We start from the raw sequence: 25007 nt of genomic DNA on the forward strand, positions 1-25007 counted from the left end.
ATCGGTGCTATTGGGTACCCGGGCGGCATGAGACGTCTGTGGTGCGTGATCGCGCTTGCCTGTGTAGTCACGGCGTGTCAGAGCCAGCCGCCTGACCAAGCGGCCCCGACCACCACGCCGTCGGCTCCCAGCAGCACGCCGACCACGACCGGGTTGATCCCTGCCGGGGCACCCACGGAAGGCAGCCGTCCACCGACCGACAGCCTGCCGCCTGCGGCGGAACCGCAGCAGGCTCCAGCGCCCTCGCAGACGCCGCCGGGTCGGCAGATCCGGGTGGGGTCAGCGCCCGAAGGTGTCGTCGTCGACGCGGTCAGCCGCACTGCAGCCGTCGCCACCAGAAAACCGAACGAACTCGTCCTGATCAACGTCGACACCGGCGAGATCACCGGCCGCACACCGCTTCCCGGTGTCGCCAGACATCTCCAGCTGGCCAAGCCCGGCGGGCCTGTTCTGGTCCCCGTGGAGAGTGCGAACGCGTTGGTTCGCGTCGACCTCCCCGGCGGCCGCGCCGAGGCGCAGATCGTCACCGGCACCGTGCCGCACGACGCGTCAGAAGCCCCGGACGGCACGGTGTTCGTCGCCAACGAACTCGGGGGCACCGTGACCGCTCTGCGCGGCGACGACATCGTCAAGGTGTTCACCGACAGCGTCCAGCCGGCAGGTCTGGCCCCGGTCGGCGACCGGATGGGTCTGCTCGACGTCCGCAAGAACGACCTCACGATCTACGACACGACCAACCTGTCGATCGTGGGCTCCACGCCCGCCGGGGACGGCCCGACACACCTCGTCGCCGACAAGCACGGCCGGATGATCGCCGCCGACACCCGCGGTGATGCGGTGCGCGTCTTCGACGCCTCGCCGCGGCAGCTCGCCGAGATCGCTCAGCCCGGCGGCCCCTACGGCATCACCTACGACCCGACCCGTGACCTGCTGTGGGTCGCGTCGTCGGGCACCAACGAGGTCGTCGGCTACGACATGACCGACCCCATGCCCCGCGAAGTGAAACGCATTGCCACGGTGCAGAATCCGTACACCATCGGCGTCGATGCGACCACCGGCCGGTTGTTCGTCGCGGGAGTGACCGCCGGGGTCGTGCAGATCATCGACCCCGGCTGAGCCACCCCCGTTCGAGCGTTTACAGGATGTAGAGCAACCCTGAACTGGGCTTTTGCAGCGGTGTGAAGCTATTGAAAATCATCGAAAAAGAATGCTGAACTGCAGTTATCCAACACAGCCAGATGCTGCCAAACGGCACCAACTGCGGACTCACTGCGGACCGGCGTTACGCCTTCGACGCAGACTTGGGGCGACGGGCGTCCACGAACACAGGGTGTATGCGCATTCCAGAGCGCTCCGCGATGGATTCACATGTAGCCCGAACAACATCCAAGCGGGCTGGCTTGAAATCCTTATCGGAGAAGCCAACGCACAGATAGACACCGAACGGCACTTGCTCACTTCTCAGATAGATCGGCAACTGAACCTCGGCGCCGTGGAAGAATTGGGGATTGTCAATGTGCTTGACTTCGATAAGACCGCGCATTGACCACCCCTGCGAGAATTTAAAATCCACTGGGCCCCGGCCAGTCTCGGCCTCCTGAGTAATGTCAACGTTGGCCGCCTCGCAGTGAGCCATCCAACCGTGCCGACAGATTGCCTGAGTAATCTTTTCGGCATGATGTGTGACCTTTTTGTTGTCCCACAGGGCAATCCACAGCCCTCTGTCTTCAACGCCCGATTTGAATGTTTCCGCTAGGGCGATCAACCATGCCTCGAAGGCATTCTGGTTCGCAGGGGGGTTGGGCCCAGTGGTCGCCCCCGCGAAGCTTCGGCCAGCCTCCAGCCACTTCACCAAACCCTTCGGGTCGTCCTCGACATCGTAGGCCGTCGGATCTTCGACGGCCTGGGCCACGTAGCGCCGCAACAAGTCGGGCGCCTTACGCGCGAGTTCACGACCACGAGCCGCCTTTTGCCTCCTTGTCAGCGACTGCGAAAGGTTGTAATTCAGTTCAAAACGCAACGCCTCATTATCATTCGCGGTCGACCAAGTCCAGAACTCCTCGGGGGTCAGGCGCGGGAGATCCTTCAGGAAGCGTTTCGGGGTGAGTAGAACGGCTCCATTGAACACCGGACTGCGCGGCAGCACCTGATCGGTGTCGTGCCATCGACAACGCTTAGCCGTCCACGAAGAGTGTTTAACCGGCAACTCCTCGACCGTGACGCCCAGTTCGTCGCAGATCTTTTGGGTATAGCTGATGAACCTAGCCTTCAGGATGTTGCAGATCATGTCGCTAATGCGGTCGAGGCCGAGCCCCGGAACCAGAATGGCGACCATCCCGAGCAGCTGCTCATCGGCATCCCGGGACCAGACACGGAAAAGATCAAGTCCCCTGCAGACCTCGACAGCGAACTCCCGACCGATACCCGCACCTTCGGGATGTCCCATCGAAAAACCTAAAGCGAACTCTTTAGGCTCGGGGCACTGCACAAATCGCACTGCCTTCTGCCAATGGGCCGAGGATTCATTTCCCTGCGCAACTATTAATAGCTGAAGGGTCGCGTCGAAGAAATTGACAACTTCATCCTCGGCACCTGCCCAATGCGGGTCATCATCATCGAAGATCAGAAATGGGTCGACGTATAGCGGCGTGTCCTGCATGACGTTGAGGTCGAACCAATCGGCATCCTTGGCTCGCTCAACTTCGAACTTCTCGGAAAACCGCATCAAACAATTGTCGCAAACTGTCAGTTCAGGGCCGGGCTGCGACACGACGCCGCCAGAAATCAATGTCTCTGCGACATGTCAGACTGTCACCATGGCAGTGAAGGTCACCCTGAAGTCTCGTGGGTCCGAGCAGTTCGAAGAAGAAGATGCCGAGTACTTCGAGCGACGGGACGGCGCCCTCGAAGTTGGTCACGGCAAAACGGTATTGAAGATCTACACAAAGGGCTGGTGGCTCGCAGTCGAGGGCCGCCAGAGGCCAGGTCCATTCGACGTCGATGATTTGGACGACGACTTGCATGTGTGAGGATTGAAGTCGACTCGCCCCGGCTTACCACGACCTGCCGGGTAGGGACACGAGAAGGCCCACCGGCTGGAGATCCGGTGGGCCTTCCGCCTGGGCGCTCCTGAAGACGCCCCGCTGCAGGCGGGTGGCAGGGCGCCTTCATCACAAGACCCGTTGACCGCCGCAGCGCTGCTCTATGAAGTTTTGGGGGCTGATCCTGCTCGCATGCATCGGCCCCGGGGTTGCCCTCAGGTGGCACCCGCCGCCCGGTGTCGGTGGCACCCGGCGTAGTCACACAGCGCGAACGCGGTAACGATCTAGCACTGCCAGTTCGCCCACTGTCCAGCCGCTGAATCCCTCGTAGAACGAAACCGACTCAGGGCCGCGTGCCTCGCTGTATCGCACCTGTCCGGGGTGTGCGTGCAGCCTTGCGGTCGCCAATAGAATCACCGCTCGAATGTCAGGTGCGGGCGTGCCGTCGCTGCGGAAGCCTGCTCCGCGTGTGTAGCCCCTCGCCATGGCGGTGACGATCTCCAGCTCGGCAGCGGCCCTGTCATCCTCGACGCTGTAGCGGTCTTGTAGGAAGCGGGTTAGATCCTCGGAGGTTGGCGCCGACATCGGTTAGGCCGCGTCGTATAGACGCACGATGCCAGCAGGGTTCGCAAAACCGAACCCGACGCGGGCGGTTGCGCGTACCTGCACGGCATCTTCTGCGAAGGCGGCGTCGGTGCTCTTCACGACTGTGGTGCCGGTGCGCTGAACCACGAACGTCTGAGACGCATCAAGGCCCCACGCGTTGCCCGCCGCGACGTCGGTGCTCACCAGGACCTTGACGCCCGCGAGGGTGATGCCGTCGCCGACGTTGTCCAGTAGACCCTGGTTGCTGCCGGTCTGCGTCTTGGCCTTCGCCAGCGTCAGTGCCACGTCGGGGGCGAGGACGAACACCGACAAGTTGGCGCCATCGGCCAGCGCTGCGGCCTTCGCCTCATGGAACGGGTCGAGGTTCGCGATGACAGCACCCGTATCGACAACGTTCGCGCCCGGGAGGGACAGCAGGCCCGAAGGCCCGTTCGTCGTGCTGGAACTGAAGAACGCCTTATCCACACCCTTGGCGATGGAACGGGCCAAGCCACGCCCGATCTGCTCGGCCACAGCAGGATTCGTATCCTGCGCGGCTTCGTTGCTGATCTGGGTACGACCCGCCACCTTCTTCGGAGTCACGACCAGTTCGTTGGTCGTGGGGTCAGTCAGCGCGATGGTCGTATTCTCCGCGTACCACGCGACAGCCGGGTCGGCGGTTAGCATGGGGAACCGAATCGTCTCCGAACTGGTCGCGATCTTTGTGCCCGCATGGAAAGCAATCGACTTCTCTGCCACTACCAGGTCGATGAGCTGGCCGTAATCCTCGGGCGTCCATGCCTGGGCCAGGTTGGCATCAAGTACTGCCATGATGAAAATCCTTACGATGCAATGTCATTGATACACGCGGCGCATGGCCGGCGGTGCGGGAATGGGCACATGGCCCGAATGAGATAGCTTGCAGCGCAGGGCTTCCTAGCTAACTCAATCATACCACCGGGGTCACTGCTGGAGCAGCGATGCCCACGACGGCGCCGCATCCGTGCGACCCTTCATGCCCTGCCCGATAGACCCCGCTGGCTTGCGCACCTTCAGATGCGGCTTCGTCCCGATCAGAGCATCGATGGCTGCGGTCAACCCATCCCCGTCCTCCAGGTGCTCAGCGTCGAACGGGAGATCGGACGGGTCAGCCAGGCGTCCGTCAGCGCGGACAAGCTCCGCATGCAGCCGCTGCGCCAGACTGTCAGCGCGGGACTCAGCTTCGCGGGCACGGGTGCGGTAGCGTCCATTCTTCTCCCGCAGATCCTTCACGACTGACGCTGGATAGGTCTGGGCGTCATCATCAGGACCGTCGTTGGCGGGCTCCTGGTCGTCGGCGTCGGTCTGGATGGTGCCCTCAGGGGTGTCATCGTCAGCCATAGCGTGTCTCCTCTCCGAACAGTCGTTACCGGCTCTCAGATCCAACGGAGAGCCACGAAATGGGTTGCGGCCTTAGTTCCGAACGGCCATGCCGGACATGTAGCGACCGATGGTCAGATCACGGGCCTGCTGTGCGTTCGACTCGATACGACCTTCGATGACAGCGATGGTTTCGTCGTCATAGCCGAGCTTCTGCAGCACCGACGCTCGATCCAAAAGACCGGCGCTGAACATCTTCTGAGCCCAGTCACCCTCTGCTGCGATAGAGCGCGACGACGGATCCGACCAGCGAACACGCACCGACACATCAGCCGGGTCCACCGAATCCCGGATCGCCACGATGAGACGGGCAAGCGCCTCGAACGCCCGGGAGAACACAAGCTGCTTCTCAGCGCTGCGGGCGGTCAATGACTGCTCCGCTGCGCGCAGACTTTCTGCCGACGACACATTGCCACCGGCCTGGGTCAGCCCAAGATAGTGAGCGGGAAGCGACGAGACTGCCTGCGCCTGCTGCATCAAGATCCGCACTGCCGCCTCATACGACGACAACGAAGTCGCGTCGAGAACGCCGAACCGCGCCGCAGCATCCTCAGCCAACATCATCCTGTTGTCGGGCGGATAAGGGTTCACCACCTCGACCACAGGGGCGCCGTCGCCATCAAGGACCGGGTTGCCGTCCTGATCGACCACCGGACGCTCCACAGGGGTCACGCCCGTGGCCCACGCCCTTGGCCTGCCCGAATAAGCAGAGCTGACCATCATGTCGGCCAGGACCGCAGACAAAGCCTCTTGGATCACCTTGAGGTCTTCGATCTCCGAATGGCCCGGTTCCCCGATGCGGTCCTCATTCGTCAAGGCGATGACGGGCGGCACGCCCAACGGGTTAGGAATTACGTCGACTCGATGGAAGTCGTTGGCGCTGGGCGTCGTGGAACGCGACACCCACTTCTCGATCCGGTCACCGAAATAGGCCACCAAGTGGGTTTCCGTGGCAGTCGTCCAGCGTTTGCACGCCGCAACGATCTCCCGAGTCTCCGGGCTTCGCTGCACCACGACAGCCTTCGGTGGCTCGGCGGTGATCAGCGGCCGGCCCTGGGGATCGACCCATGCGATGAGGTAGGACTCACCGTGCAGCAGAGCCTCTTTGATGGCGCTCGCGGACAGGGCGTCCATGTCCATGCGCTGCCACTCATCCTCGATGTCGACGCCGTCGAACCCGACGACCTTGCAACGCTCAGCCAGGCTCTGCACGCTCAGGCGGCACAGGTTCGTCGCCAGTCGTGGCAGCCGGTTGCCGAGTGCCTTGCGCTGGTCGGCGTCGAGGAACGACAACGGATTCCGCGCCGTGTAAAACAGCTCGTTCTCACGAAGCGCAAGCTGCTTCGCGTCCAGATCTTCGATCAGGGACACGAGGTAGTCAGGTGAAGTCACCGGTTCTCCAAACAGACGGGGTCAAAAGGACCACGCGCCACGGCCCTTCGCCTTCTGGGCGGCAAGCCATGAGCAGCGGGAGTGCGCCATCATCAGCGCGGTACAGAGATCGATCTTGGGGGCATGCCGGGACCGCGATGTCTTCGAGATCCTGACGCCCTTGTCGGACTCGCGGACCGTGGCCGCGAGCACATGGCGCCTCAGGTCGGGGTCACCGGAATGGGTGAACAACCCGTTCACCGCACCGCTATGCAGGTCATTCGTCGCCCGGGTCTGCCTCACCGGGGACTGCGCGAACTCCACCATGGGTAAGCCTTCACCCGCGAGCACCTGAGCCGAACGTGTGAAATACGCCGGGTCGTAGCATACTTCGCGGATCTTCCAGCGCCGAGTCGCGTGACGGATTTCGTCCTCTACGGCCAGGACGTCCACCCGCCAACCGTCGTCACGCGGCGGCTTCTCCCACACCGCGAGCTTGTCGAAATGAGGCGCGGCAGCGACTTGGCCGACGACGATAGCCGTGCTGTCGTCTTTCAGAGACGCGTCCACTGCAAGAACCACTTCGGCGCCATCAGGCACTCCGTGCCCCGTGCTGAGCGCATCCCAGGTGTCTGCTTCGAGGAAAGGTGCTTCATTCGTGGAGACAACCTGGCAGAGCCTCTTCCTTCGGTACTCGCCCTCACTGGTCTGCTTTAACAGCGCCGTCGCCCGGCCCCGACTGAGCAGATCGTCAAGTTGTGGATTGGCCAGCTCAAGGCAGTGGACGCACTCCGGCGGGTGATGCTCGAACCCGGCAGCGCTGAACTCAACGAACGCCATCGTGGAGTCATCAGGATCAGCGAGGCAGGCTTCACGCAGGTCTGTCAGCACTGACGTCTCACGGTTCGGTGGCGTTCCGATGCCCAACGCCATCGCACCGTCCAACTTGCCCGCACCGAGAAGCAACGTTGACCACGTCGCCGGGTCAATCTCACCCAATTCGTCGGCCAACGCCAGCGTCCAGGTGCCCAACCCTTCGATGCGCTTCGCCTCAGCCGGCAGGGCCGTCAGAGTGCTGCGCTTGCCCGGTACTTCAATCCTGTCGCGGTAAACGACAGCCCGCGAAGCAAGCACCGGATTCAGCGCGACCATCTGCGCTGCAGGCGTCAAGAGACGAGTCGCCATGCGCTCGTCCACCGCGACGATGGGAATCTCGTTGCCGTCTGGGCCCGTGAAGGATTCATACAGCCCGAGCGCCGCGAAGATGCCCGTCTTACCCAGACCGCGAGGTCCCATGATGGCACCGACCACCGGGCGCGGATTTGGATCTAAGAACGGTCGGAGCATGCGAATCTGCCAAGGGCGAAGTCGCATTGGCTCACCGGAACCCTTGCCCTTCGGCACAATCAGATACTGCTCACACCATGTCGCGAACCTTTCGACGCCAATAAGCCCGGACTCAAAAGGCAGAGCCGACGTGTCGGCTGCCTTCTTAGGCCCAGCCTGCATGGGATACTCCAAAGATGATCATCGAGGTCGTCAAGCCTGACCAAATCCGTAAAGGTGACCGGATCAAGCACGGGTCGCAGGAGGTCACGGTGGCGGCAGAACCGCAAACCACCCTCATGCCGAAAGAAGGCTGGCCGCAAGACCCATCAATAGACCCCAGTCACTGGGTCGTCTACACCTTCACAGACGAAAACGGCGTCCCCCACAACTTCAGGGAAGACATAGACGTCACCCGCCTGCGGGAGGAGACTGCGGCGGAAAAGTTGAGCAAGCTCCGGGGCGCAACTGCAAAGCCGACCGGGCGCCCGCGACCGAACCCACGCGGTTACGGCGGGAAGTACTAAGTAATCGTCCCTGCGCTGTCGCCCGGGTGTCCTCGACGGACTTCGAAGGGGATGGTCCCCCTACCTGCACAAATGCGTTGCAGCGCAGTCTCTTTGCTGACGTTCAGTCGTAAAGATCACGGGTCGATGGCCTGCGATGACAATGCTCAGATCGCAAGAACACGGCGGCGCTGTGCCTTCAGCCTTTGCTCCACCTGCTGACGCTCCTCGTCGGTGCAGTAGTTGCTTCGTCGGCGCTGGCAGTCCATGCAGAGGACGCGGAGGTTGGCGACGGTGAAGATCAGGTCCGGTCGCTCGGATGCGGGGATGATGTGGTCGACGCTGAGGCTGTCAGTGCGGCCACACCACTCACAGAACGGACTGAGCTTGCGGAGCCGCTTGGACAGGTTCGTCCAGCGGGCGGTGTGCAGGAGCGGATGCGAGCGGTTGGGTCGGTTGTCCTTCGGGCGACACTCTGAGCAGTAGCTGCCTGACGGGATGAGTGAGCCGCATGTGAGGCACGGACGCGGCAGGGTGCTCACACCGCGAATTGGGCTTCGAGCCCCGCCTGAATCCTGGTACGCATGTCGCTGTGAAGTTGGATGTACCGCGACGGGGACAACGCCAGCCAGGGGCTGTAGGTGCCATCCGGAAGGGAGAACCTCATGAGCTGCAGGGTTTCTTCGTTCGACCCGACCGTGGCCAGGTCCCAGTCGAGGACGCGGCACACGGGGATCTTTGTCTCGGTGTAGTCAGTCGTCATAGCTGTCTCCGTGATCGTGAGGTAGGTGGGCGCTCAGGCTGGCCGCACGACGCGGGTGATCCAGCCCCGTGCGTAGTCGATGAGGACCCGCAGCGACTCGTCAGCGTCCTTGCCTTCCAGCTCTTCAGCGGGAACGGATGGTGCGGAAACTCCCAGCACTTCGGCGGCGCCGAGTAGGTCGCCGGCTCGCCAGCAGAGACGCAGGCGCTCCAGCTTCTCGGGAGTGACGATCCTATTCCGGGCCTCAGCCTCAGTGAGGCGAGAGCCAATGCAACGCTTGACCTTTGGTCCGTGGACCGACATGCGGCCCTCGTCGTTACGGGCGGTGTCGTGTCCGCAGATGGGGCAATCGACGCGGGTGAAGGTTCCGGTGAAGCTCACGCTACTGCCTCCATTTCTCGGGTTCGGCGGGTCATCGGGTTGTGTAGGCGGGGTGGCTGTCCGGTGCGGCGCCCGTCGTGGTAGCTGCAGCGTTCGTTGGGGCTGCCCTCGCCGCCGTTGATTTCGTGCGGCTTCACGACGAGGCATCGAGAGCAAGAGCTGTTGTCGATCAGTCCCATCTCCTTGGCCTGCGAGATGGCGCGGGAGACTTCGGTGGCGTGGACGGGGACGAGGTTGCCGTCAGCGTTGAAGGTGCCGAGTAGTTGCCGGAGTTCGCCCGGTTTGAAGTTCGCATGTCCGTTGCCGCGATGGCAGCCGTAGGCGATGGAAGCGACGCGAAACCAGTACGGGCCAGACGGGTTTGCGGCTCGTTCCCGCCAGGCGGACTGGTAGTGCTTCGCCCAGAAGTTGATGGTGGTCATCGGGTCTTGATCCAGGCGGCGAGGTCGGATTCGAGCCAGTAGATTCGCCTGCCGATGCGGCGGGGTTCGGGGAACTGCCCCGACTTGCTCCAGCTGTGGAGGGTGCGGCGGCAGACATCAAACTTATCCATGACCGCTTCGGCAGTGAGGACGTTCAGGTGTGCTGCGGGCATGCAAGTCTCTATCCGATTCGCAAAGTGTTGCGGCCAAGTTGGTTTCGCTTCACAACGGCCAGACATAAAGGGACGCAGATGAATAACTCTGCCTGCCTCTGTACCAATCTTAGCATCTGTTTGCCATTGCCGGACGCTTGATGCTCATGTTAGCGGGGTTTGGCGGAAGGTCCTGGCTGGGGTTTTCGTCCTTCCGGGCTGCGCGTAAGCGCTGTTCGTTTAGTGCGGCTGTGGCCGTAGCTGGCGTGGGGTGGGTGCATGGCGGCATCGGGTGCGGAGGTGTGCTCTACGGATAGATACTTAGAGAAACGATACGCTGACCTGCGATTCCATTGCAGATTTTGACGCTCGGCGTCAATCGACTTGACGCATAACGTCAAAGTTCGCTTCCGCTAATCGGCCATAACCTTCGTTAATGTCAAACACCGGCCCTGCTAACACAAACACATCCGAACGCCTTCTCTTCACGCCTGAGGTAGCGCACGAATTTGGGCTCCCTGAACCTACGCTCCGGTGGTACCGCAGCGTAGGAATCGGACCGAAGAGCTTCAAGGTCGGACGTCGTGTCCGCTACCGAGAATCTGACGTTCTGGCGTGGATTGCTGAACAGGAAGCTGCGAGCGCGCGCGGGGGCGTTCGGTGAGCTGGATCAGCGGGCTCCGGGACTACCATCTGCCCATGACGAAGCGCAACCCAAGTGACCTCGGATACATCGAGGACCGCTGGTTTGACGACAACGGCTCCCCGAAGGCCCGCAGCGGTCAGGGCAAGCGATACCGGGCCCGGTGGGTAGACGACGACGGTCACGAACGTGCCGCCAGCTTTGCAGCAGAGAAGGCCGCGAAGGCGCACCTCAAGGCGGTGGCACGCGGCGAGTACGCCAACGCCACGGGCAAGCTGACATTCGAAGAGTTCTTCGCGAGCTGGCGTGAAACCCAAGTGTGGGCGCCCGGAACCGTCAAGAAGGTCGACCAGGCCATCGGATGCGTGACGTTCGGCAACGTACCTCTGGAGCGGTTGAGGCCAAGCCACCTGCAGGCATGGGTGAAGTCGATGGTCGACAAACCGCTGGCGCCCAACACCGTTCACTCACGCTTCGATCACATCCGTGCCGCCGTCCGCGCCGCCGTCGCTGATCGGGCGATTCCCTTTGATGTGACGACCACGGTGACGCTGCCCCGAAAGCGTCGAGCTGAAGCAGCGATGATCATCCCCACGACCGAACAAGTCGGGGACGTCATCCACCACGCCCCGGAGGGCTTCGCAGAGTTCGTAGCTCTGTGCGCCTTCGGCGGGTTGCGGCTGGGTGAAGCTGGCGGGCTGCGGGTGTCAGACGTCGACTTCATGCGCCGGGAGGTGCGGGTGCAGCGGCAGGTTCAGATAGTGAACGGTGGCGGCGTCGACATTCGACCGCCCAAGTACGGCAGCGAGCGCACCGTCTACATCCCCCAGGGTCTTCTGACGATGCTGTCGGAACATGTTCGCTTGCACTGCTCCGGCAGCGACCCTGAACGGTGGATGTTCACAGACAGCGCTGGCAACCCACTGCACCAGAACTCGGCGGGTTATCTGTGGCGGCACACGAGGACAAAGGCTCGGGTCAGCTTCAAGTTGCACGACCTTCGACACTTCTACGCCTCGGGGCTGATCGCTGCCGGGTGTGACGTGGTGACGGTTCAGCGGGCGATGGGACACGGTTCGGCGTCTCTGACGCTCAACACGTACTCACACCTGTGGCCGAAGGCCGAAGGTCGCACCCGCAACGCGGCGGCCCAGATGCTGAACGAGGCACTTACTGCGGACCGAGAGCGGACTCAGACGCAGTAAGTGCCCCGTCATCAGGCATCTCAGAGGATGTAGAGCATCTCCTGATAGGTCGGCAGCGGCCACAGGTCGTCGGCCACGACTCCCTCCAACGTGTCCGCGGCGGCCCGAACGGCATCCATCGCCGGCAGCAACACCTTCTGCGCGTGCGTGGCCTCGTCGAGTGCGGACTCGGCGGAGTGGTCGGCCAGCCCCGCTTTCAGCGTCGACAGAGCCGCGGTCAGCTCGGCGATCGGAGCCGAAACAGCTTCCAGCATCGCCGTATCGGCCGACACCCCCGCCGCCTTCAAGGTGGCCACGTTCTGCGCCAGCTCCGTCTGATAGCGCACCGCTGCGGGCAGGATCACCGTGGTGCCGAGTTCCAGCGCGAGCTTGGCCTCCACACCGACCGTCAGCGCGTACTGCTCGAGCCGAACTTCATAGCGGCTGTGCAACTCTCGCTCGTTGAACACCCCGTAGCGTTCGAAGACCTCGACCGCCTCGGGCTTGATGAGCTCCGGGATCGCGTCCAGCGTCGTCTTCAGGTTCGGCAGCCCGCGCTCGGCGGCCTCGACCTGCCAGTTCTCCGAGTACCCGTCCCCGTTGAACACCACCGCACCGTGCTCGGTGATGATCTCCGTGAGTAGCTTCTGCACGGCCTGATCGAACTCCTCGCCGCCGCCGACTGCCTCCTCGAGCACCGTCGCCATGTAGTCCAGCGAGTCGGCCATGATCGTGTTCAGGATGATCATCGGCACGTTGATCGTCTGGCCCGACCCCGGAGCGCGGAACTCGAACCTGTTGCCCGTGAACGCAAACGGGCTGGTGCGGTTACGGTCACCCGGATCGGTGGGCAGTTCGGGCAGAGTGTCGACGCCGATGATCATCGACCCCTTGCCCTTCGACGACGTCGCCGCACCCTTGGCGATCTGCTCGAACACGTCGGCCAGCTGCGCGCCGAGGAAGATCGAGATGATCGCCGGCGGAGCCTCGTTCGCGCCCAGCCGATGATCGTTGGTGGCCGAGGCCACCGACACACGCAGCAGGCCCGCGAACTTGTGCACCGCACGAATGACCGCCGCGCAGAACACCAGGAACTGCGCATTCTCGTGCGGGGTGTCACCGGGCACGAGCAGGCTGCCGAATTGGGCGTTGCCCATGGAGAAGTTGACGTGCTTGCCCGAACCGTTGACCCCGGCGAAGGGCTTCTCGTGGAACAGGCACTCCATGCCGTGCTTCTTCGCGACGTTGCGGAAGATCGTCATCAACAACTGCTGATGATCGGCGGCGATGTTGGCCCGCTCGAACATCGGCGCGATCTCGAACTGTCCCGGGGCGACCTCGTTGTGCCGGGTCTTGGCCGGAATACCGAGCTTGAACAGCTCACGCTCGGTGTCCATCATGAACCCGAGCACCCGCTCGGGGACCGAGCCGAAGTAGTGGTCGTCGAACTCCTGACCCTTGGGCGGCTTGGCGCCGAACAGCGTGCGGCCCGCGTTGATCAGGTCGGGACGGGCCAGGAAGAAGTGCCGGTCGACGAGGAAGTACTCCTGTTCGGGGCCACAGAACGAGACGATGTTGTCGAAATTCTTGTGACCGAACAGCTTGAGGATGCGCTCAGCCTGTGCGCCCATCGCCTGCTGGCTGCGCAGCAGCGGCGTCTTGTAGTCAAGCGCCTCACCGGTCATCGAGACGAAGACCGTCGGGATGCACAGCGTGTTGCCGTTGGGGTTCTCCAGGATGTACGCCGGGCTGGTGACGTCCCAGCCCGTGTAACCGCGCGCCTCGAAGGTGCTGCGCAGACCGCCCGACGGGAAGCTCGACGCGTCGGGTTCACCCTGGATCAGGGTCTTGCCCGCGAACTCGGCCAGCGTCTGGCCGTCGGAGACGGGCTCGAGAAAGCTGTCGTGCTTCTCGGCAGTGAGCCCGGTCATCGGGTAGAAGACGTGCGCGTAGTGGGTGGCACCCCTCGACAGCGCCCAGTCCTTCATCGCCGAGGCGACCGAGTCGGCCACCGCCGGATCGAGTTTGGCGCCCTTCTCGATGGTGGCGACGACTGACTTGTACACCGACTTGGGGAGACGCAATTGCATCTCCGCCTTGGTGAAGACATTCGAGCCGAACACCTCACCGGGCGCCTCCGTCGGATCGAAGCTGATGGCCGGCGGGACATACGCTTCGACATTGTTGATCGCCTGCAGGCGCACCGAGTTACCGCTCAATGGACTTCCTTATCCGCTGCGTCGTCCGCGTTCTGATTCACAGACGATTGACCGGCCAACAGTAGGAACACCGGATGCCGATCCTGTTACGCGAACGTCAACGCCGCAAAACGTCCATTACCAACCGTCGTCGGACAGCCGTCGTGGCCGTCGCTGCCCGAACAGACCACAATGGACAGATGTCGCGAGGAGAGGTACGTCCGTGGGTCGGGTGACGTCCCGTCGACGCGCGCACCACGTGACGGCCGGTGGTTCCACCGCCCGACCGGAGACCTTGGCCGTCGAAGAGCCGCTGGAGATCCGCGTCGACGGCCGTCCCCTGACGGTCACGATGCGCACCCCGGGTTCCGACGTGGAGCTCGCGCAGGGCTTCCTGCTCACCGAGGGTGTGGTCGCGGGTCGGGAGGACATCTCCTCTGTCCGCTACTGCCGCGGCGCCGACGACGACGGAGTCAACAGCTACAACGTCCTGGACGTGACGTTGACGCCGGGTGTGGCACCGCCGGACGTCGACCCCACGCGCAACTTCTACACGACGTCGTCCTGCGGGGTGTGCGGCAAGGCATCGCTGGAGGCGGTGCGCTTGGTCAGCAAGCACGCCCCCGGTGACGATCCGTTGACCGTCGACGCCGACGTGCTGGCGGACATGCCTGCGGAACTGCGCCGTCGGCAGAAGGTGTTCGCCGCCACCGGAGGATTGCACGGTGCCGGGCTCTTCGACGCCGACGGCCAGCCGCTCGTGGTGCGTGAGGACATCGGCAGACACAACGCCGTCGACAAGGTCATCGGCTGGGCACTAGAGCAGCACCGCATTCCACTCGGAGGCACGGTGTTGTTGGTGAGTGGCCGGGCGTCGTTCGAACTCACGCAGAAGGCGGTGATGGCCGGCATCCCGATGTTGGCCGCGGTGTCCGCGCCGTCATCGTTGGCGGTGGATTTGGCCGCGCAGTCGGGACTGACCCTGGTGGCGTTCCTGCGCGGCCAATCGATGAACGTCTACGCCCGGCCGGATCGCGTCATCAACTGACGCGAAAGCGGTGAGAGAACTAGCAGTGCCCCCGGCCTGACCCTCAACGCGGCTCGCCCTCGCCGCTTGATCGCGTCAGGCAGTCTTGTCGCGGCGCTCCGTGCGAGAAGGCTTGCGGGGCACGATCGTCGGCAGGACGTTGTCCTCGACGGTCTCCTTGGTCACGACGACCTTGGCGACGTCATCGCGGCTGGGGATGTCATACATCACCGGCAGCAGGACCTCTTCCATGATGGCGCGCAGACCACGCGCACCGGTACCGCGATGGATGGCCTGATCGGCGATCGCGTCCAACGCGTCCTCGTCGAACTCGAGCTCCACGCCGTCCATCTCGAAGAGCCGGGTGTATTGCTTCACCAGGGCGTTCTTCGGCTGCGACAGGATCTGGACCAACGACTCCTTGTCCAGGTTGGTCACCGAGGCGACCACCGGCAGACGGCCGATGAACTCAGGGATCAGACCGAACTTGATCAGGTCCTCGGGCATGACCTCGGCGAAGTGGTCCTGCGTGTCGATCTCGGCCTTGGACTTCACCTCGGCCCCGAAGCCGAGGCCCCGCTTGCCGACGCGGTCGGACACGATCCGTTCCAGGCCGGCGAACGCACCCGCCACGATGAACAGGACGTTGGTGGTGTCGATCTGGATGAACTCCTGGTGCGGGTGCTTGCGTCCGCCCTGCGGGGGCACCGACGCCTGCGTGCCCTCGAGGATCTTCAGCAGCGCCTGCTGGACACCCTCGCCGGACACGTCCCGGGTGATCGACGGGTTCTCGCTCTTGCGGGCGATCTTGTCGACCTCGTCGATGTAGATGATTCCGGTCTCTGCGCGCTTGACGTCGTAGTCGGCCGCCTGAATCAGCTTGAGCAGAATGTTCTCGACGTCCTCGCCGACGTAGCCGGCTTCAGTCAGGGCGGTGGCGTCGGCGATAGCGAACGGCACGTTGAGCATCTTGGCCAGCGTCTGCGCGAGGTAGGTCTTCCCGCAGCCGGTGGGGCCGAGCATCAGGATGTTGGACTTGGCCAGCTCGACGGGCTCGGAGCGCGAGTCGCGGCTCTTCTCCCCCGCCTGGATGCGCTTGTAGTGGTTGTAGACCGCTACGGCGAGCGTGCGCTTCGCGGTGTCCTGACCGATGACGTAGCTCTCGAGGAAGTCGCGGATCTCCGCGGGCTTGGGGAGCTCGTCGAGCTTGACGTCGTCAGCGTCGGCGAGTTCTTCCTCGATGATCTCGTTGCACAGATCGATGCACTCGTCGCAGATGTAGACACCCGGTCCCGCGATGAGCTTCTTCACCTGCTTCTGGCTCTTGCCGCAGAACGAGCACTTCAGCAAGTCACCGCCGTCTCCAATGCGTGCCATGGTGCAGGGGTCCTACTTCCTCTTGCTGTTGCACAACGATCATTCGGTGGGTCGCACCGCAACGCTCTTCCGACGCTACCCGCATCTTCCGGCCCTATGCGACCGATGAGGCCGAATAGCGCCGCTGATATTCACGTGTGGTCGCGTCAACATATCGCCTGACCGTCCGATGGGGCCCTGGAACGCACCACCGTGTCTCTGGCGTGTCGCCGCTGTTACTCGACCGAGAGTACCGATCGCTGCCGGGGACCGTCCGACCCGTCAGCGCCCGGGTCCCAGGGGGCCGGGTCCGATGGGTCCGGGACCGACCGGACCGGGCCCGACGGGGCCGACGACGCCGCCCACCCCGACAGGACCGACGGGACCCACGACGGGGTTGGGCGGGTTGACGTAGACGTTGACCGCGACGCACTGAGCGATTGCTGCGTCCCAGTACGTACCGGCAGGACACACCGGTTCCTGAGCGTTCGCGACGCCGGTGGCGAAGGCTGCCGCCGCGCTCGCTGCGGCCGCGGTCAGCAGCAGAGACTTCCTCATGACGACTCCTCCTCGCATATTGACGATCACGTAGATCTCAGCGTGGCACGTACGCCGCCGACCCGCGGACTTTTGCCGGCCGTAGCCTGTGGACGTGACCACCCTCACCGACGCTGTCGAGCTGGCCCGGACGGAAAACGGCCTGGCCGTCGTGTCGACACTGCGCGCCGATCTGACGATCCAGGCGTCGCTCATCAACGCCGGCGCGCTTGCGCACCCCGCCTCCGGCGAGCTGGTGCTGGGGTACGTCACCTACGGGCGCGTGAAGCTGGCCAACCTGCGCGCGCGACCGCAGACCGCGGTCACGTTCCGCAACGGATGGCAGTGGGCGACGGTCGAGGGACGCGCCGAACTGGCCGGACCGGACGACGCCCAGCCATGGCTGGAGTCGGAACAGATGCTCGCGCAGCTGCTCCGCGACATCTTCACCGCCGCAGGCGGCACCCACGACGACTGGGCGGCCTACGACGCGACCATGCGCGAACAGCGGCGCACTGCGGTGCTGGTGACCCCGACGAGGGTCTACAGCAACGGCTGACTGTCAGGCGTTCTGCGCGGACAGCTTGCGGTACTGCAGCACCGTGTCGATGATCCCGTAATCCTTCGCCGCCTCGGCGGTGAGGATCTTGTCGCGATCGGTGTCCTTGCGGATCACGTCGGCGGGCTTGCCGGTGTGCCGCGACAGCGTCTCCTCCATCAACGTGCGCATGCGCTCGATCTCCGCGGCCTGGATCTCCAGATCGGAGAACTGGCCCTGGATGACACCGCCGAGGGCGGGTTGATGGATCAGCACGCGGGCGTTCGGCAGGGCCAGACGCTTACCGGGCGTACCCGCGGCGAGTAGGACGGCCGCGGCGGAGGCCGCCTGCCCCAGGCACACGGTCTGGATGTCGGCGCGCACGTACTGCATCGTGTCGTAGATCGCCATCAGGCTGGTGAACGAGCCACCCGGCGAGTTGATGTACATCGTGATGTCGCGATCGGGATCGAGCGACTCGAGCACCAGGAGCTGGGCCATGATGTCGTTGGCCGACGCGTCATCGACCTGCACGCCGAGGAAGATGATGCGTTCCTCGAACAGCTTGTTGTACGGGTTCGATTCCTTGACGCCGAAGCTGGAGTGCTCGATGAACGACGGCAGGATGTAGCGGGCCTGCGGCTGCACGCGAGGATCCAGGGCCGGGTGAATGGCCGCTGGGTGACGAGAAGTGTTATCGGTCATTTGTCGATTCCTGCTCCTGGTCCGTCACCGTTGATGGTGACGCTGGTGATGATGTGATCGACGAAGCCGTATTCGAGCGCTTCCTGCGCGGTGAACCACCGGTCACGATCGGAATCGGCCTCGATGCGCTCGATGCTCTGCCCGGTGAACTCCGCGTTCAGGCGGAACATCTCCTTCTTGATGCTGCTGAACTGCTCGGCCTGGATCGCGATGTCCGCGGCGCCGCCGGTGATACCGCCGAGCGGCTGGTGCATCAGGATGCGCGCGTGGGGCAGGGCGTAGCGCTTGCCCTTGGTGCCCGCGGCGAGCAGGAACTCGCCCATCGATGCCGCCATCCCCATCGCGTAGGTCGCGACGTCGCAGGGGGCCAGCACCATCGTGTCGTAGATCGCCATACCGGCGCTGATAGAGCCGCCGGGCGAGTTGATGTAGAGGTGGATGTCCTTGGTGGGATCCTCGGCCGACAGCAGCAGGATCTGGGCGCACAGCCGATTGGCGATGTCATCGTCGACCTGGGAGCCCAGGAAGATGATGCGCTCGGCCAGCAACCGCTCATACACCGAGTCGACAAGGTTGAGGCCCGACGAGGCGCCACGCATGTCAGTCACGACTGGATACCTGCTTTCTTCTGTGTACTTCGGACGCGGTGACCGGTCTTATGCACGACACTAACCAACCCGCGGCGCTGGGGAGTCCCCAGACGCCGCGCGTTCGCTCAGAGCATCACTTGGTGTCGTCGTCCCCGGGCGTCTCAGTGGCTTCGGTCTCGTCAGCGGTCTCGGCGGCTGCAGCCTCGACAGCCTCGACGTCGGATTCGGTGTCGGATTCGATGTCGGATTCGTCGTTCGCAACGGCGGCGTCACCGGAGGGCCCGAAGAACTCGGTGGTGTCGATCTCGGTGCCGTCGGTGTCAGTGACGGTCGCGCCGTGCACGACAGCTGCGACGGTGAGCCCGCGACGCACATCGGCGAACATCGCCGGCAGCTGGTTGTTCTGCTGCAGCATCTGGATCAGCTGCTGGGGCTCGATGCCGTACTGGCGCGACATGAGCACCAGCCGCTCGGTGATGTCGTTCTGCCCCACCTGGATGTCCAGCTTGTCGGCGATCGCATCCATCAGCAGCTGCGTCTTGATCGCCTTCTCCGCGTTGGCGCGGTTCTCGGCGTCGAACTCCTCGCGGCTGCTGCCCTGCTCGGCGAGCGAGTCGGCGAACTTCGACTCGTCGTGGTCGAGCCCGTGGATGGCGTTGTGCAGCGTGTCGTCGACCTGGGCCTGCACGACCGCCTCGGGCAGCGGCACCTCGACCTGGGTGAGCAGCTCCTCGATGGCCTTGTCGCGGATGGCCTCGGCCTGCTGCACGCGCTTGACCCGGGCCACCTTCTCGCGCAGGTCGGCCTTGAGCTCGTCGATGGTGTCGAATTCGCTTGCCAGCTGGGCGAATTCATCGTCCAATTCGGGCAGTTCGCGGGTCTTGACCGACTTCACCGTGACGGTGACCTCGGCTTCCTGACCGGCGTGCTCGCCGGCGACCAGAGTCGTGGTGAACGTCGCGGACTCGCCCTCGGAGAGCCCGACGATCGCCTCGTCGAGCCCGTCGATGAGCTGGCCGGAGCCGACCTCGTGGGAGAGCCCTTCGGTCGCGGCCTCTGGGACGTCCTCGCCGTCGACGGTGGCCGACAGATCGATGGAGACGAAGTCACCGTTCTCGGCGGCGCGCTCGACACCGGTCAGCGTGCCGAAGCGCTTCTGCAGCGAATCGAGCTCCGCCTCGACGTCGGAGTCCTCGACCGTGATCGGGTCGACGGTGACTTTGAGGGTGCTCAGGTCGGGCAGGTCGATCTCGGGCCGGATGTCCACCTCGGCGGTGAACACCAGCTCCTCGTTGTCCTCGAGCTTGGTCACCTCGATCTCGGGCTGGCCGATGGGCTGCAGCGACTCCGAGGTGATGGCCTCGCTGTAGCGGGTGGGCAGCGCGTCGTTGACGACCTGCTCGAGCACGGCGCCGCGGCCGACGCGGGCCTCGAGAAGCTTGCGGGGTGCCTTACCCGGACGGAAGCCGGGCAGTCGGACCTGCTTGGCCAGCTGCTTGAAGGCGTTGTCGATCTCTGGCTCGAGTTCGGTGAAGGGCACCTCCACGTTGATGCGCACCCGGGTCGGGCTCAGCTTCTCGACGGTGCTCTTCACTCTCGTACTCCTCTATTGCTTTCGTCTGATGGGTCGAACTGGTCGGGGTGACAGGATTTGAACCTGCGGCCTTCCGCTCCCAAAGCGGATGCGCTACCAAGCTGCGCTACACCCCGGTCGTCGCTGCCGCCTCACGCTCGCGCGCAGCGTCAGACCACCGGCGATCCTACGTCCTGACCTCAACGAAGCCACATCCAGATGGCGATTGGATTCTCGAGGGGCGGGGCCGGTATCCTCTGGCGGTACTGCAGCGGCGCTGCGGTGACACGCGGGCGTAGCTCAATGGTAGAGCCTCAGTCTTCCAAACTGATTACGCGGGTTCGATTCCCGTCGCCCGCTCCACGCACGTTCAGAAAGCCCGTTCAGAACCCGAAGTACACCGCGGCCATGTCGTCGCCGCCGTGGCCGGCTTCGCTCGCGCCGTCGAACACCGCGCGGACGCCGTCGATGAGCGCCGTGGACACCCCGGACTCGGCGAGCGCGGCCCGGATGAGTCCGGTGTCCTTGCGCACGCCGTCCACGCTGAACTGCGGCGCATACGACTCCTCGATGATCGCGGTGCCCTTCATCTGCAGGTAGGCCGAGTTCGCCGCCGATCCGTCGAGCGCCTCCAGCACCTGCCGCTGGTCCACGCCGAGGCCCTTGGCCAGTGCCATCGACTGCGCGGTCGCCGCGGCGATGGAGGCGATCCACGCGTTGCACGCCAGCTTGAGCTTGGACCCCGCCCCCGGCTCGTCACCGACCCAGAGGGTCTTGGACCCCACCGCGTCGAACGCCGGCTGCACCCGGTCCCGCAGGGCGGGATCCCCGGACGCCAGCATCACGAGCTTGCCCTGCTCCGCGGGTGCCTTCGTGCCGAGCACCGGGCAGTCGAGGAAGGCCACCCCGTGCGCGGCGGCCAGCGACGCGGTCTGTGCGGCGCCCTGCACCCCGACGGTCGCGCACTGCACGAACACGGCCCCGCCTTTCACGTGGGGCAGCACCGTGTCCATCACCGACACCGTCGACTCCGTGTCGAAGAGCATCGCCAGCACGACGTCGGCGTCGGCCACGGCCGCCACCGGATCCAGCGCGACCAGTGCTCCGTCGTCGGCCAGCGGTTCCGACCGAGCCGGCGTGCGATTCCACACTGTCACGTCGAAGCCCTCGCGCAGCAGCGACTGCGCCATGCCGGCGCCCATCGCACCCGTTCCCAACACCGCGATGTTCATAGACGCCATTCTGCGTCACACGATCTTCAGGCTGCTGCGCCCTCCGCCGATCACCGGTGTGGGATCGGCGTCGAGGACGTTGGCCAGCAGATCCTGATAGACGTCACGAAAATCGGTCGTGTACTTCAGATCTCCGTCGTCGAGATCGGTCAGGCTGGGTTCGTCACCGTAGAAGCCGCCGCGGACTGGGGCGCCCGCGACGAACACCGGGCCTGCCGTCCCGTGATCTGTGCCCTGGGAGGCATTGGCACGCACGCGGCGTCCGAACTCGGAGTACGCCATCACCACGACGTTGCGCCCGTGCTGGTCGGCGGCCATCCGGCGGAGGAATGGCGTCACTGCCCGGTCGAGCGTCTGCAGGAGCCGTTGCTGAGTGCCGCGCTCGTCGGCGTGGGTGTCGAACCCGCCGAGCGAGACCATGTAGAGCCGGGTCGGGACGCCCGCCGTGACGGCGGCGGCCACCGTGTCGAGTTGGGCACTCAGGGACGCGCCGTCTCCTTGATGGGTGTCGCCGAGATGTGCAAAGGTCGGGTCCGCCGTGCCGGTCGCGCGGTAGGACGCCGCCACCGCGGCCATGACGTCGGTGTCGCGGGGGTCTGTTGCGCTCAGCGCGGCGACGACCGAAGTCGATGTCACCGATATGGAATCGGGTCGTGGTCAATGCCGCGGCCGTGGCCCGCTGCCCGACGGCCATCGGCGGCAGAACTGCGCCCACGTTGACGGCCCGAAGCGGGTCGTCGCCCGTGCTGTCGAGCCACCGGCCCACCCAGCCCGTGCTCACCGGCTCGCTCGGGGACGCGGTCTGCCAGATGTCCATGGACCGAAAGTGGCTGTGGTCCGGCTTGGGATAGCTGACGCCGCGCACGATCGCGAGATGGCCGTCCTGCCAGAGACCGTGCATGCCCGTCATCGCGGGGTTGAGGCCGAGTCGGTCATCGAGGTGCAACACGTCGGCCGGCGCGTACGCCAGCTCGGGCCGCGCGTCGCGGTAAGCGTTGTCGGCGTACGGGATCAGCGTGTTGATGCCGTCGTTGCCTCCGTACAGGGTGACGACGACGGCGATGCCGCTCCCCTTCGCCAGCGGCTGGCGGCGCGCCGCTGCGATCAGGTCGGGCCACTCGACGGCCGCCGCTCCGGACAGCAGTCCGAGCGCACCGACCCCGGCGCTGGCGAGCAGGAACTTCCTACGGTTGATGTCCGGCATCCTCTGTTCCCTACGACGTGAGGTATTCGGGGGTGTTGACCGCGGCGGCGACGAGCCGGTGCGGATTGGACGCCAGCGGCGCCAACGCGGCGGCGCTCCTGTCGGTCCAGTCGCCGATGCCGATGAGGTAGCCCACGGCGTCAAGCCGGTCGCCAGGTGCGGCCTGCTCGATGGTCGACAGGTCGGCGCCCGTCGCCAACGCCGCCGCCGCCGCGAATCGCACCGAGGTGCTGGCTGTCGACAGCCACACCTGACCGTGCGGCCATCCCCCGACGTCAGGAGGGAAGAAGGGCCGCTGACCGAGCGTCCTCAGCGCAGACTGCGTGGCGGCAGAATGCTTTTCGTTCGCCAATGACACACGGAGCGACCGCGCCACCCCCACGAGCCATTCGACGGGCGTGTTCACCATCGCTGACCGGGCGGCGACGAACTCCGGATCGGTGAGCACCGCCCGGGTGAGTGCCCGCAGGTCCCGGTTCGGTCCATAGGCCGCGCTCAGGCGTGCCGATGCAGCCGGAGACGGATCGCCTCCAGCGAGTTGACTCCACAGCCTGCCGGTCACGTAGGTCGGCGAATGTGGTTGCGCTAGAACGATGTCACAGAACTGCGCGGCGTCGAGGTTGCCGGTGACCCCGAGCAGGGTCTTGACGCCGTCGTCGTGCCGATTGGCCTTCATCGAGGGTTCCCCGACCCGGTTCAGCACCCAGCCCGTCAATGCCCGTGCCCCGGATCGGACGTCGTCTTCGGTGTAGCCGTTGCCGTGACCGAGCGCGAACAGCTCCATGAACTCTCGCGCCAGGTTCTCGTTGGCCGAGCGGGCGGTGTTGGTCTGCGCGTCGAGCCAGTCGAGCATCGCCGAATCCGTCAACATCGCATAGGACAAGGTGCGGAAGTCGGCGAGGCACAGCGTTCGCAATGTCCGATTCTGGGCGGCCATCCATGCGGCGGTGCGTACCTTCGCCGCCGACGTCGCGAAGTGGTTGTGCCACAGCAGGGTCAGCTTCTCCCCGACGGGCTCACCGACGGCCGGCCCCGGCGGTGCCGAAGCCCATGCGGCGCAACAGGCGAGCCGTGGTGACCCACAGCGCCGATTGACTCGGCACCCTTAGGTTCCGGGGCTGCGCGATTCGGACATGACTGCCACTGTGACCGCACAACCTGGCAGTTGGCTGGGGTGCACGTCAGAACAGGCTCGACATCGTCGATGCGGCGAGCTGGCAGTCTGGGTGAGAGGTCAGCACCTGCTCCTGAGCTCGGAGGTCCGTCTATGAGAACCACTATCGGCAGGATCGGCGAACAGTCATCGGTACGGCGTCGTTCGATCGGCGAGCTGACATTCACCTATGTCGTCGACGGTGCCATGTGGCTGTCGGCAGAGGCGTTCCTGCGCGCGGTTCCGCAGTGGTACTGGGACAAGCATCCGGAAGAGATCGGCCCAGAGGGCGATATCGCCATGTCCGCGGGCGGACTGATCGTCCAGTCCACCGACACCACGCTGCTAATCGACGCTGGGCTGGGCGACGTTCAGACCACGAACGAAATCGGACGAACCGACTGTGGCGCATTCCTGGCCACTCTGGCATCGGTCGGCGTCAGCCCCGAGGACATCGACGTCTTCGCGCTCACCCACCTCCATGTCGACCACGCCGGATGGGCTTTCGTCGACGGCGATGGTGGCCGCAGAGTTCCCACGTTCCCCAACGCGCAGTATGTCGTCGCCGAACTCGAACTGCAGCCGTTTCAGCGCGGCGAACACCCCCTTGGAGCATGCGACCACGACACGATCACCGAACCCATGCAACGGCTTTCGACTCTGCGGCGGGTGACCGACGGCGAAGAGATTCTGCCGGGTGTCACCGCGCTCATCACACCGGGACACAGTGCCGGACACACGTCTTATGTGATCACCTCACCGTCTGGCCGGCGAATGATCGCCTTCGGCGACGCCTTTCACACTCCCGCGCAGCTGAGCCATCCCGCGTGGGGATCGGCTCCGGACACGGCGCCCGATCTGGTACCCGAGGCGCGCGCTCGCCTTCTCGACGAACTCTGCCAACCCGACACCGAAGCGTTCGCCGTCCATTTCGGAGACCAGCCGTTCGGCCGTGTCATCCGCGGTGACAGCGGCGTGGCGCGTTGGGAGCCCATCGCGACCGACGTCCTCGCTGCGCCACCACGATGACGCGCGCTGTGTAGAGGCGGTGCCGTCTCAGCACGGAGGACAATTCCAGTTGTCAGTCCCCTGGTGGGCAGC

At 64.6% G+C, this 25007-nt stretch carries 28 protein-coding genes, 2 tRNA genes and 1 pseudogene; 11 read left to right on the forward strand and 20 right to left on the reverse strand.

All coding sequences use genetic code 11. The annotated features are described in order from the left end of the window. The first annotated feature begins 273 nt into the window (after nt 1-273). Nucleotides 274-1116 carry a YncE family protein gene (locus ACZYYX_RS25605; RefSeq protein ID WP_463817564.1) on the forward strand — a complete coding sequence of 281 codons (843 nt, stop codon included), beginning with the start codon at nt 274-276 and terminating at the stop codon, nt 1114-1116. 166 nt (nt 1117-1282) lie between these two features. Here ACZYYX_RS25605 and ACZYYX_RS25610 read toward each other — a convergent pair whose 3' ends face one another. Beyond that, entirely contained in the window at nt 1283-2725 is a 1443-nt protein-coding gene (locus tag ACZYYX_RS25610) for a hypothetical protein (protein WP_463817566.1), read from the reverse strand. Between the two features lie 91 nt (nt 2726-2816). Between ACZYYX_RS25610 and ACZYYX_RS25615 the strand changes: the two genes are divergently transcribed. Next, entirely contained in the window at nt 2817-3029 is a 213-nt protein-coding gene (locus tag ACZYYX_RS25615) for a hypothetical protein (protein ID WP_463817567.1), read from the forward strand. A 600-nt stretch (nt 3030-3629) separates the two neighbouring features. Here ACZYYX_RS25615 and ACZYYX_RS25620 read toward each other — a convergent pair. From ACZYYX_RS25620 to ACZYYX_RS25635, 4 genes are all read right to left on the reverse strand, one after another. Beyond that, nucleotides 3630-4457 (reverse strand): phage major capsid protein, encoded by an 828-nt coding sequence (locus ACZYYX_RS25620; protein ID WP_463817569.1) that lies wholly within the window; start codon nt 4455-4457, stop codon nt 3630-3632. Between the two features lie 132 nt (nt 4458-4589). Further along, nucleotides 4590-5006, reverse strand: coding sequence for a hypothetical protein (locus ACZYYX_RS25625; protein WP_463817571.1), 417 nt, complete (start codon nt 5004-5006; stop codon nt 4590-4592). 72 nt (nt 5007-5078) lie between these two features. Next, nucleotides 5079-6437, reverse strand: coding sequence for a phage portal protein (locus ACZYYX_RS25630; protein ID WP_463817572.1), 1359 nt, complete (start codon nt 6435-6437; stop codon nt 5079-5081). A gap of 21 nt (nt 6438-6458) precedes the next feature. Further along, nucleotides 6459-7925, reverse strand: coding sequence for a terminase TerL endonuclease subunit (locus tag ACZYYX_RS25635; RefSeq protein WP_463817573.1), 1467 nt, complete (start codon nt 7923-7925; stop codon nt 6459-6461). A 14-nt stretch (nt 7926-7939) separates the two neighbouring features. Here ACZYYX_RS25635 and ACZYYX_RS25640 point away from each other — a divergent pair, with 14 nt between their 5' ends. Next, entirely contained in the window at nt 7940-8269 is a 330-nt protein-coding gene (locus ACZYYX_RS25640; protein WP_463817574.1) for a hypothetical protein, read from the forward strand. A gap of 146 nt (nt 8270-8415) precedes the next feature. Here the strand turns inward: ACZYYX_RS25640 and ACZYYX_RS25645 are convergent, their stop codons facing one another. The 5 genes from ACZYYX_RS25645 to ACZYYX_RS25665 are packed head-to-tail and all read right to left on the reverse strand — an operon-like array spanning nt 8416 to nt 9987. Next, entirely contained in the window at nt 8416-8790 is a 375-nt protein-coding gene (locus ACZYYX_RS25645) for an HNH endonuclease (protein ID WP_463817575.1), read from the reverse strand. Continuing rightward, nucleotides 8787-9011: a hypothetical protein gene (locus ACZYYX_RS25650; protein WP_463817576.1), complete on the reverse strand. Its 225-nt coding sequence runs from the start codon at nt 9009-9011 to the stop codon at nt 8787-8789. Before ACZYYX_RS25650 ends, ACZYYX_RS25645 begins: the two co-directional genes overlap by 4 nt. Nucleotides 9012-9044: 33 nt before the next feature. Continuing rightward, nucleotides 9045-9392 (reverse strand): hypothetical protein, encoded by a 348-nt coding sequence (locus tag ACZYYX_RS25655; protein ID WP_463817577.1) that lies wholly within the window; start codon nt 9390-9392, stop codon nt 9045-9047. After that, the gene (locus tag ACZYYX_RS25660; RefSeq protein WP_463817578.1) at nt 9389-9814 is read right to left on the reverse strand and encodes a hypothetical protein; all 426 of its coding nucleotides are present in this window, start codon (nt 9812-9814) and stop codon (nt 9389-9391) included. The genes ACZYYX_RS25655 and ACZYYX_RS25660 overlap by 4 nt, the downstream gene beginning before the upstream one ends. Beyond that, nucleotides 9811-9987 carry a helix-turn-helix transcriptional regulator gene (locus ACZYYX_RS25665; protein ID WP_463817579.1) on the reverse strand — a complete coding sequence of 59 codons (177 nt, stop codon included), beginning with the start codon at nt 9985-9987 and terminating at the stop codon, nt 9811-9813. The genes ACZYYX_RS25660 and ACZYYX_RS25665 overlap by 4 nt, the downstream gene beginning before the upstream one ends. Before the next feature lie 415 nt (nt 9988-10402). Between ACZYYX_RS25665 and ACZYYX_RS25670 the strand changes: the two genes are divergently transcribed. Next, nucleotides 10403-10630 (forward strand): helix-turn-helix transcriptional regulator, encoded by a 228-nt coding sequence (locus tag ACZYYX_RS25670; protein ID WP_463817580.1) that lies wholly within the window; start codon nt 10403-10405, stop codon nt 10628-10630. A 35-nt stretch (nt 10631-10665) separates the two neighbouring features. Beyond that, complete coding sequence (locus ACZYYX_RS25675; RefSeq protein WP_463817581.1) at nt 10666-11814, forward strand: tyrosine-type recombinase/integrase; 1149 nt, start codon at nt 10666-10668, stop codon at nt 11812-11814. Nucleotides 11815-11834: 20 nt separating this feature from the next. On the opposite strand, the gene ACZYYX_RS25680 is transcribed toward ACZYYX_RS25675, so the two are convergent. Next, nucleotides 11835-14012 carry a glutamine synthetase III family protein gene (locus tag ACZYYX_RS25680; protein ID WP_463817582.1) on the reverse strand — a complete coding sequence of 726 codons (2178 nt, stop codon included), beginning with the start codon at nt 14010-14012 and terminating at the stop codon, nt 11835-11837. Nucleotides 14013-14214: 202 nt separating this feature from the next. Between ACZYYX_RS25680 and fdhD the strand changes: the two genes are divergently transcribed. Further along, nucleotides 14215-15039, forward strand: a complete 825-nt coding sequence (gene fdhD, locus ACZYYX_RS25685; protein ID WP_463817583.1) for a formate dehydrogenase accessory sulfurtransferase FdhD — start codon at nt 14215-14217, stop codon at nt 15037-15039. Nucleotides 15040-15114: 75 nt separating this feature from the next. Here fdhD and clpX read toward each other — a convergent pair whose 3' ends face one another. Together clpX and ACZYYX_RS25695 are read right to left on the reverse strand one after the other, a co-directional pair. Continuing rightward, on the reverse strand, nt 15115-16395 hold the full coding sequence (clpX, locus tag ACZYYX_RS25690; RefSeq protein WP_463817585.1) for an ATP-dependent Clp protease ATP-binding subunit ClpX: 1281 nt from the start codon (nt 16393-16395) through the stop codon (nt 15115-15117). Nucleotides 16396-16656: 261 nt separating this feature from the next. After that, complete coding sequence (locus tag ACZYYX_RS25695) at nt 16657-16932, reverse strand: hypothetical protein (protein ID WP_463817586.1); 276 nt, start codon at nt 16930-16932, stop codon at nt 16657-16659. Between the two features lie 94 nt (nt 16933-17026). Between ACZYYX_RS25695 and ACZYYX_RS25700 the strand changes: the two genes are divergently transcribed. After that, nucleotides 17027-17470 (forward strand): TIGR03618 family F420-dependent PPOX class oxidoreductase, encoded by a 444-nt coding sequence (locus ACZYYX_RS25700; protein WP_463817588.1) that lies wholly within the window; start codon nt 17027-17029, stop codon nt 17468-17470. Nucleotides 17471-17473: 3 nt separating this feature from the next. On the opposite strand, the gene ACZYYX_RS25705 is transcribed toward ACZYYX_RS25700, so the two are convergent. The 4 genes from ACZYYX_RS25705 to ACZYYX_RS25720 form a co-directional block, all read right to left on the reverse strand. Then, nucleotides 17474-18154, reverse strand: coding sequence for an ATP-dependent Clp protease proteolytic subunit (locus ACZYYX_RS25705; RefSeq protein ID WP_463817590.1), 681 nt, complete (start codon nt 18152-18154; stop codon nt 17474-17476). Beyond that, entirely contained in the window at nt 18151-18753 is a 603-nt protein-coding gene (locus ACZYYX_RS25710) for an ATP-dependent Clp protease proteolytic subunit (RefSeq protein WP_064281899.1), read from the reverse strand. The genes ACZYYX_RS25705 and ACZYYX_RS25710 overlap by 4 nt, the downstream gene beginning before the upstream one ends. Nucleotides 18754-18877: 124 nt before the next feature. After that, nucleotides 18878-20338, reverse strand: coding sequence for a trigger factor (tig, locus tag ACZYYX_RS25715; RefSeq protein ID WP_463817591.1), 1461 nt, complete (start codon nt 20336-20338; stop codon nt 18878-18880). A gap of 39 nt (nt 20339-20377) precedes the next feature. Then, nucleotides 20378-20454, reverse strand: a tRNA-Pro gene (locus ACZYYX_RS25720). A gap of 152 nt (nt 20455-20606) precedes the next feature. Here ACZYYX_RS25720 and ACZYYX_RS25725 point away from each other — a divergent pair. Then, a tRNA-Gly gene (locus tag ACZYYX_RS25725) sits at nt 20607-20680 on the forward strand. A 20-nt stretch (nt 20681-20700) separates the two neighbouring features. On the opposite strand, the gene ACZYYX_RS25730 is transcribed toward ACZYYX_RS25725, so the two are convergent. Together ACZYYX_RS25730 and ACZYYX_RS25735 are read right to left on the reverse strand one after the other, a co-directional pair. Further along, nucleotides 20701-21549 carry an NAD(P)-dependent oxidoreductase gene (locus tag ACZYYX_RS25730; protein WP_463817593.1) on the reverse strand — a complete coding sequence of 283 codons (849 nt, stop codon included), beginning with the start codon at nt 21547-21549 and terminating at the stop codon, nt 20701-20703. Nucleotides 21550-21564: 15 nt separating this feature from the next. Then, a complete protein-coding gene (locus ACZYYX_RS25735; RefSeq protein WP_463817594.1) occupies nt 21565-22185 on the reverse strand; it encodes a DUF1501 domain-containing protein in 621 nt (206 codons plus the stop codon). A 17-nt stretch (nt 22186-22202) separates the two neighbouring features. Between ACZYYX_RS25735 and ACZYYX_RS25740 the strand changes: the two genes are divergently transcribed. Further along, entirely contained in the window at nt 22203-22400 is a 198-nt protein-coding gene (locus ACZYYX_RS25740; RefSeq protein ID WP_463817595.1) for a hypothetical protein, read from the forward strand. A 23-nt stretch (nt 22401-22423) separates the two neighbouring features. Then, nucleotides 22424-22774, forward strand: coding sequence for a hypothetical protein (locus ACZYYX_RS25745; protein WP_463817597.1), 351 nt, complete (start codon nt 22424-22426; stop codon nt 22772-22774). On the opposite strand, the pseudogene ACZYYX_RS25750 reads toward ACZYYX_RS25745, so the two are convergent. Then, nucleotides 22764-23777, reverse strand: a pseudogene (locus ACZYYX_RS25750) (DUF1800 family protein); the annotation flags it as partial. The gene ACZYYX_RS25745 and the pseudogene ACZYYX_RS25750 sit on opposite strands and share 11 nt — an antisense overlap. A gap of 243 nt (nt 23778-24020) precedes the next feature. Here ACZYYX_RS25750 and ACZYYX_RS25755 point away from each other — a divergent pair. Next, nucleotides 24021-24935 (forward strand): MBL fold metallo-hydrolase, encoded by a 915-nt coding sequence (locus ACZYYX_RS25755; protein ID WP_463817598.1) that lies wholly within the window; start codon nt 24021-24023, stop codon nt 24933-24935. Nucleotides 24936-25007 lie beyond the last annotated feature (72 nt).

The organism is Mycobacterium sp. IDUB_1, from assembly GCF_055419625.1.

What these genes read in the sequence shown, in the direction of transcription:
- ACZYYX_RS25640 (WP_463817574.1), top strand. Translation starts at nt 7,940, where the DNA reads ATGATCATCGAGGTCGTCAAGCCTGACCAAATCCGTAAAGGTGACCGG.
- clpX (WP_463817585.1), bottom strand. Translation starts at nt 16,395, where the DNA reads ATGGCACGCATTGGAGACGGCGGTGACTTGCTGAAGTGCTCGTTCTGC.
- ACZYYX_RS25695 (WP_463817586.1), bottom strand. Translation starts at nt 16,932, where the DNA reads ATGAGGAAGTCTCTGCTGCTGACCGCGGCCGCAGCGAGCGCGGCGGCA.
- ACZYYX_RS25755 (WP_463817598.1), top strand. Translation starts at nt 24,021, where the DNA reads ATGAGAACCACTATCGGCAGGATCGGCGAACAGTCATCGGTACGGCGT.
- ACZYYX_RS25675 (WP_463817581.1), top strand. Translation starts at nt 10,666, where the DNA reads ATGACGAAGCGCAACCCAAGTGACCTCGGATACATCGAGGACCGCTGG.
- ACZYYX_RS25625 (WP_463817571.1), bottom strand. Translation starts at nt 5,006, where the DNA reads ATGGCTGACGATGACACCCCTGAGGGCACCATCCAGACCGACGCCGAC.
- ACZYYX_RS25730 (WP_463817593.1), bottom strand. Translation starts at nt 21,549, where the DNA reads ATGAACATCGCGGTGTTGGGAACGGGTGCGATGGGCGCCGGCATGGCG.
- ACZYYX_RS25620 (WP_463817569.1), bottom strand. Translation starts at nt 4,457, where the DNA reads ATGGCAGTACTTGATGCCAACCTGGCCCAGGCATGGACGCCCGAGGAT.
- ACZYYX_RS25670 (WP_463817580.1), top strand. Translation starts at nt 10,403, where the DNA reads ATGTCAAACACCGGCCCTGCTAACACAAACACATCCGAACGCCTTCTC.
- ACZYYX_RS25650 (WP_463817576.1), bottom strand. Translation starts at nt 9,011, where the DNA reads ATGACGACTGACTACACCGAGACAAAGATCCCCGTGTGCCGCGTCCTC.
- ACZYYX_RS25610 (WP_463817566.1), bottom strand. Translation starts at nt 2,725, where the DNA reads ATGCGGTTTTCCGAGAAGTTCGAAGTTGAGCGAGCCAAGGATGCCGAT.
- ACZYYX_RS25660 (WP_463817578.1), bottom strand. Translation starts at nt 9,814, where the DNA reads ATGACCACCATCAACTTCTGGGCGAAGCACTACCAGTCCGCCTGGCGG.
- ACZYYX_RS25710 (WP_064281899.1), bottom strand. Translation starts at nt 18,753, where the DNA reads ATGCGTGGCGCCTCGTCGGGCCTCAACCTTGTCGACTCGGTGTATGAG.
- ACZYYX_RS25615 (WP_463817567.1), top strand. Translation starts at nt 2,817, where the DNA reads ATGGCAGTGAAGGTCACCCTGAAGTCTCGTGGGTCCGAGCAGTTCGAA.
- ACZYYX_RS25665 (WP_463817579.1), bottom strand. Translation starts at nt 9,987, where the DNA reads ATGCCCGCAGCACACCTGAACGTCCTCACTGCCGAAGCGGTCATGGAT.
- ACZYYX_RS25705 (WP_463817590.1), bottom strand. Translation starts at nt 18,154, where the DNA reads ATGACCGATAACACTTCTCGTCACCCAGCGGCCATTCACCCGGCCCTG.
- ACZYYX_RS25635 (WP_463817573.1), bottom strand. Translation starts at nt 7,925, where the DNA reads ATGCAGGCTGGGCCTAAGAAGGCAGCCGACACGTCGGCTCTGCCTTTT.
- ACZYYX_RS25745 (WP_463817597.1), top strand. Translation starts at nt 22,424, where the DNA reads ATGGCCGTCCTGCCAGAGACCGTGCATGCCCGTCATCGCGGGGTTGAG.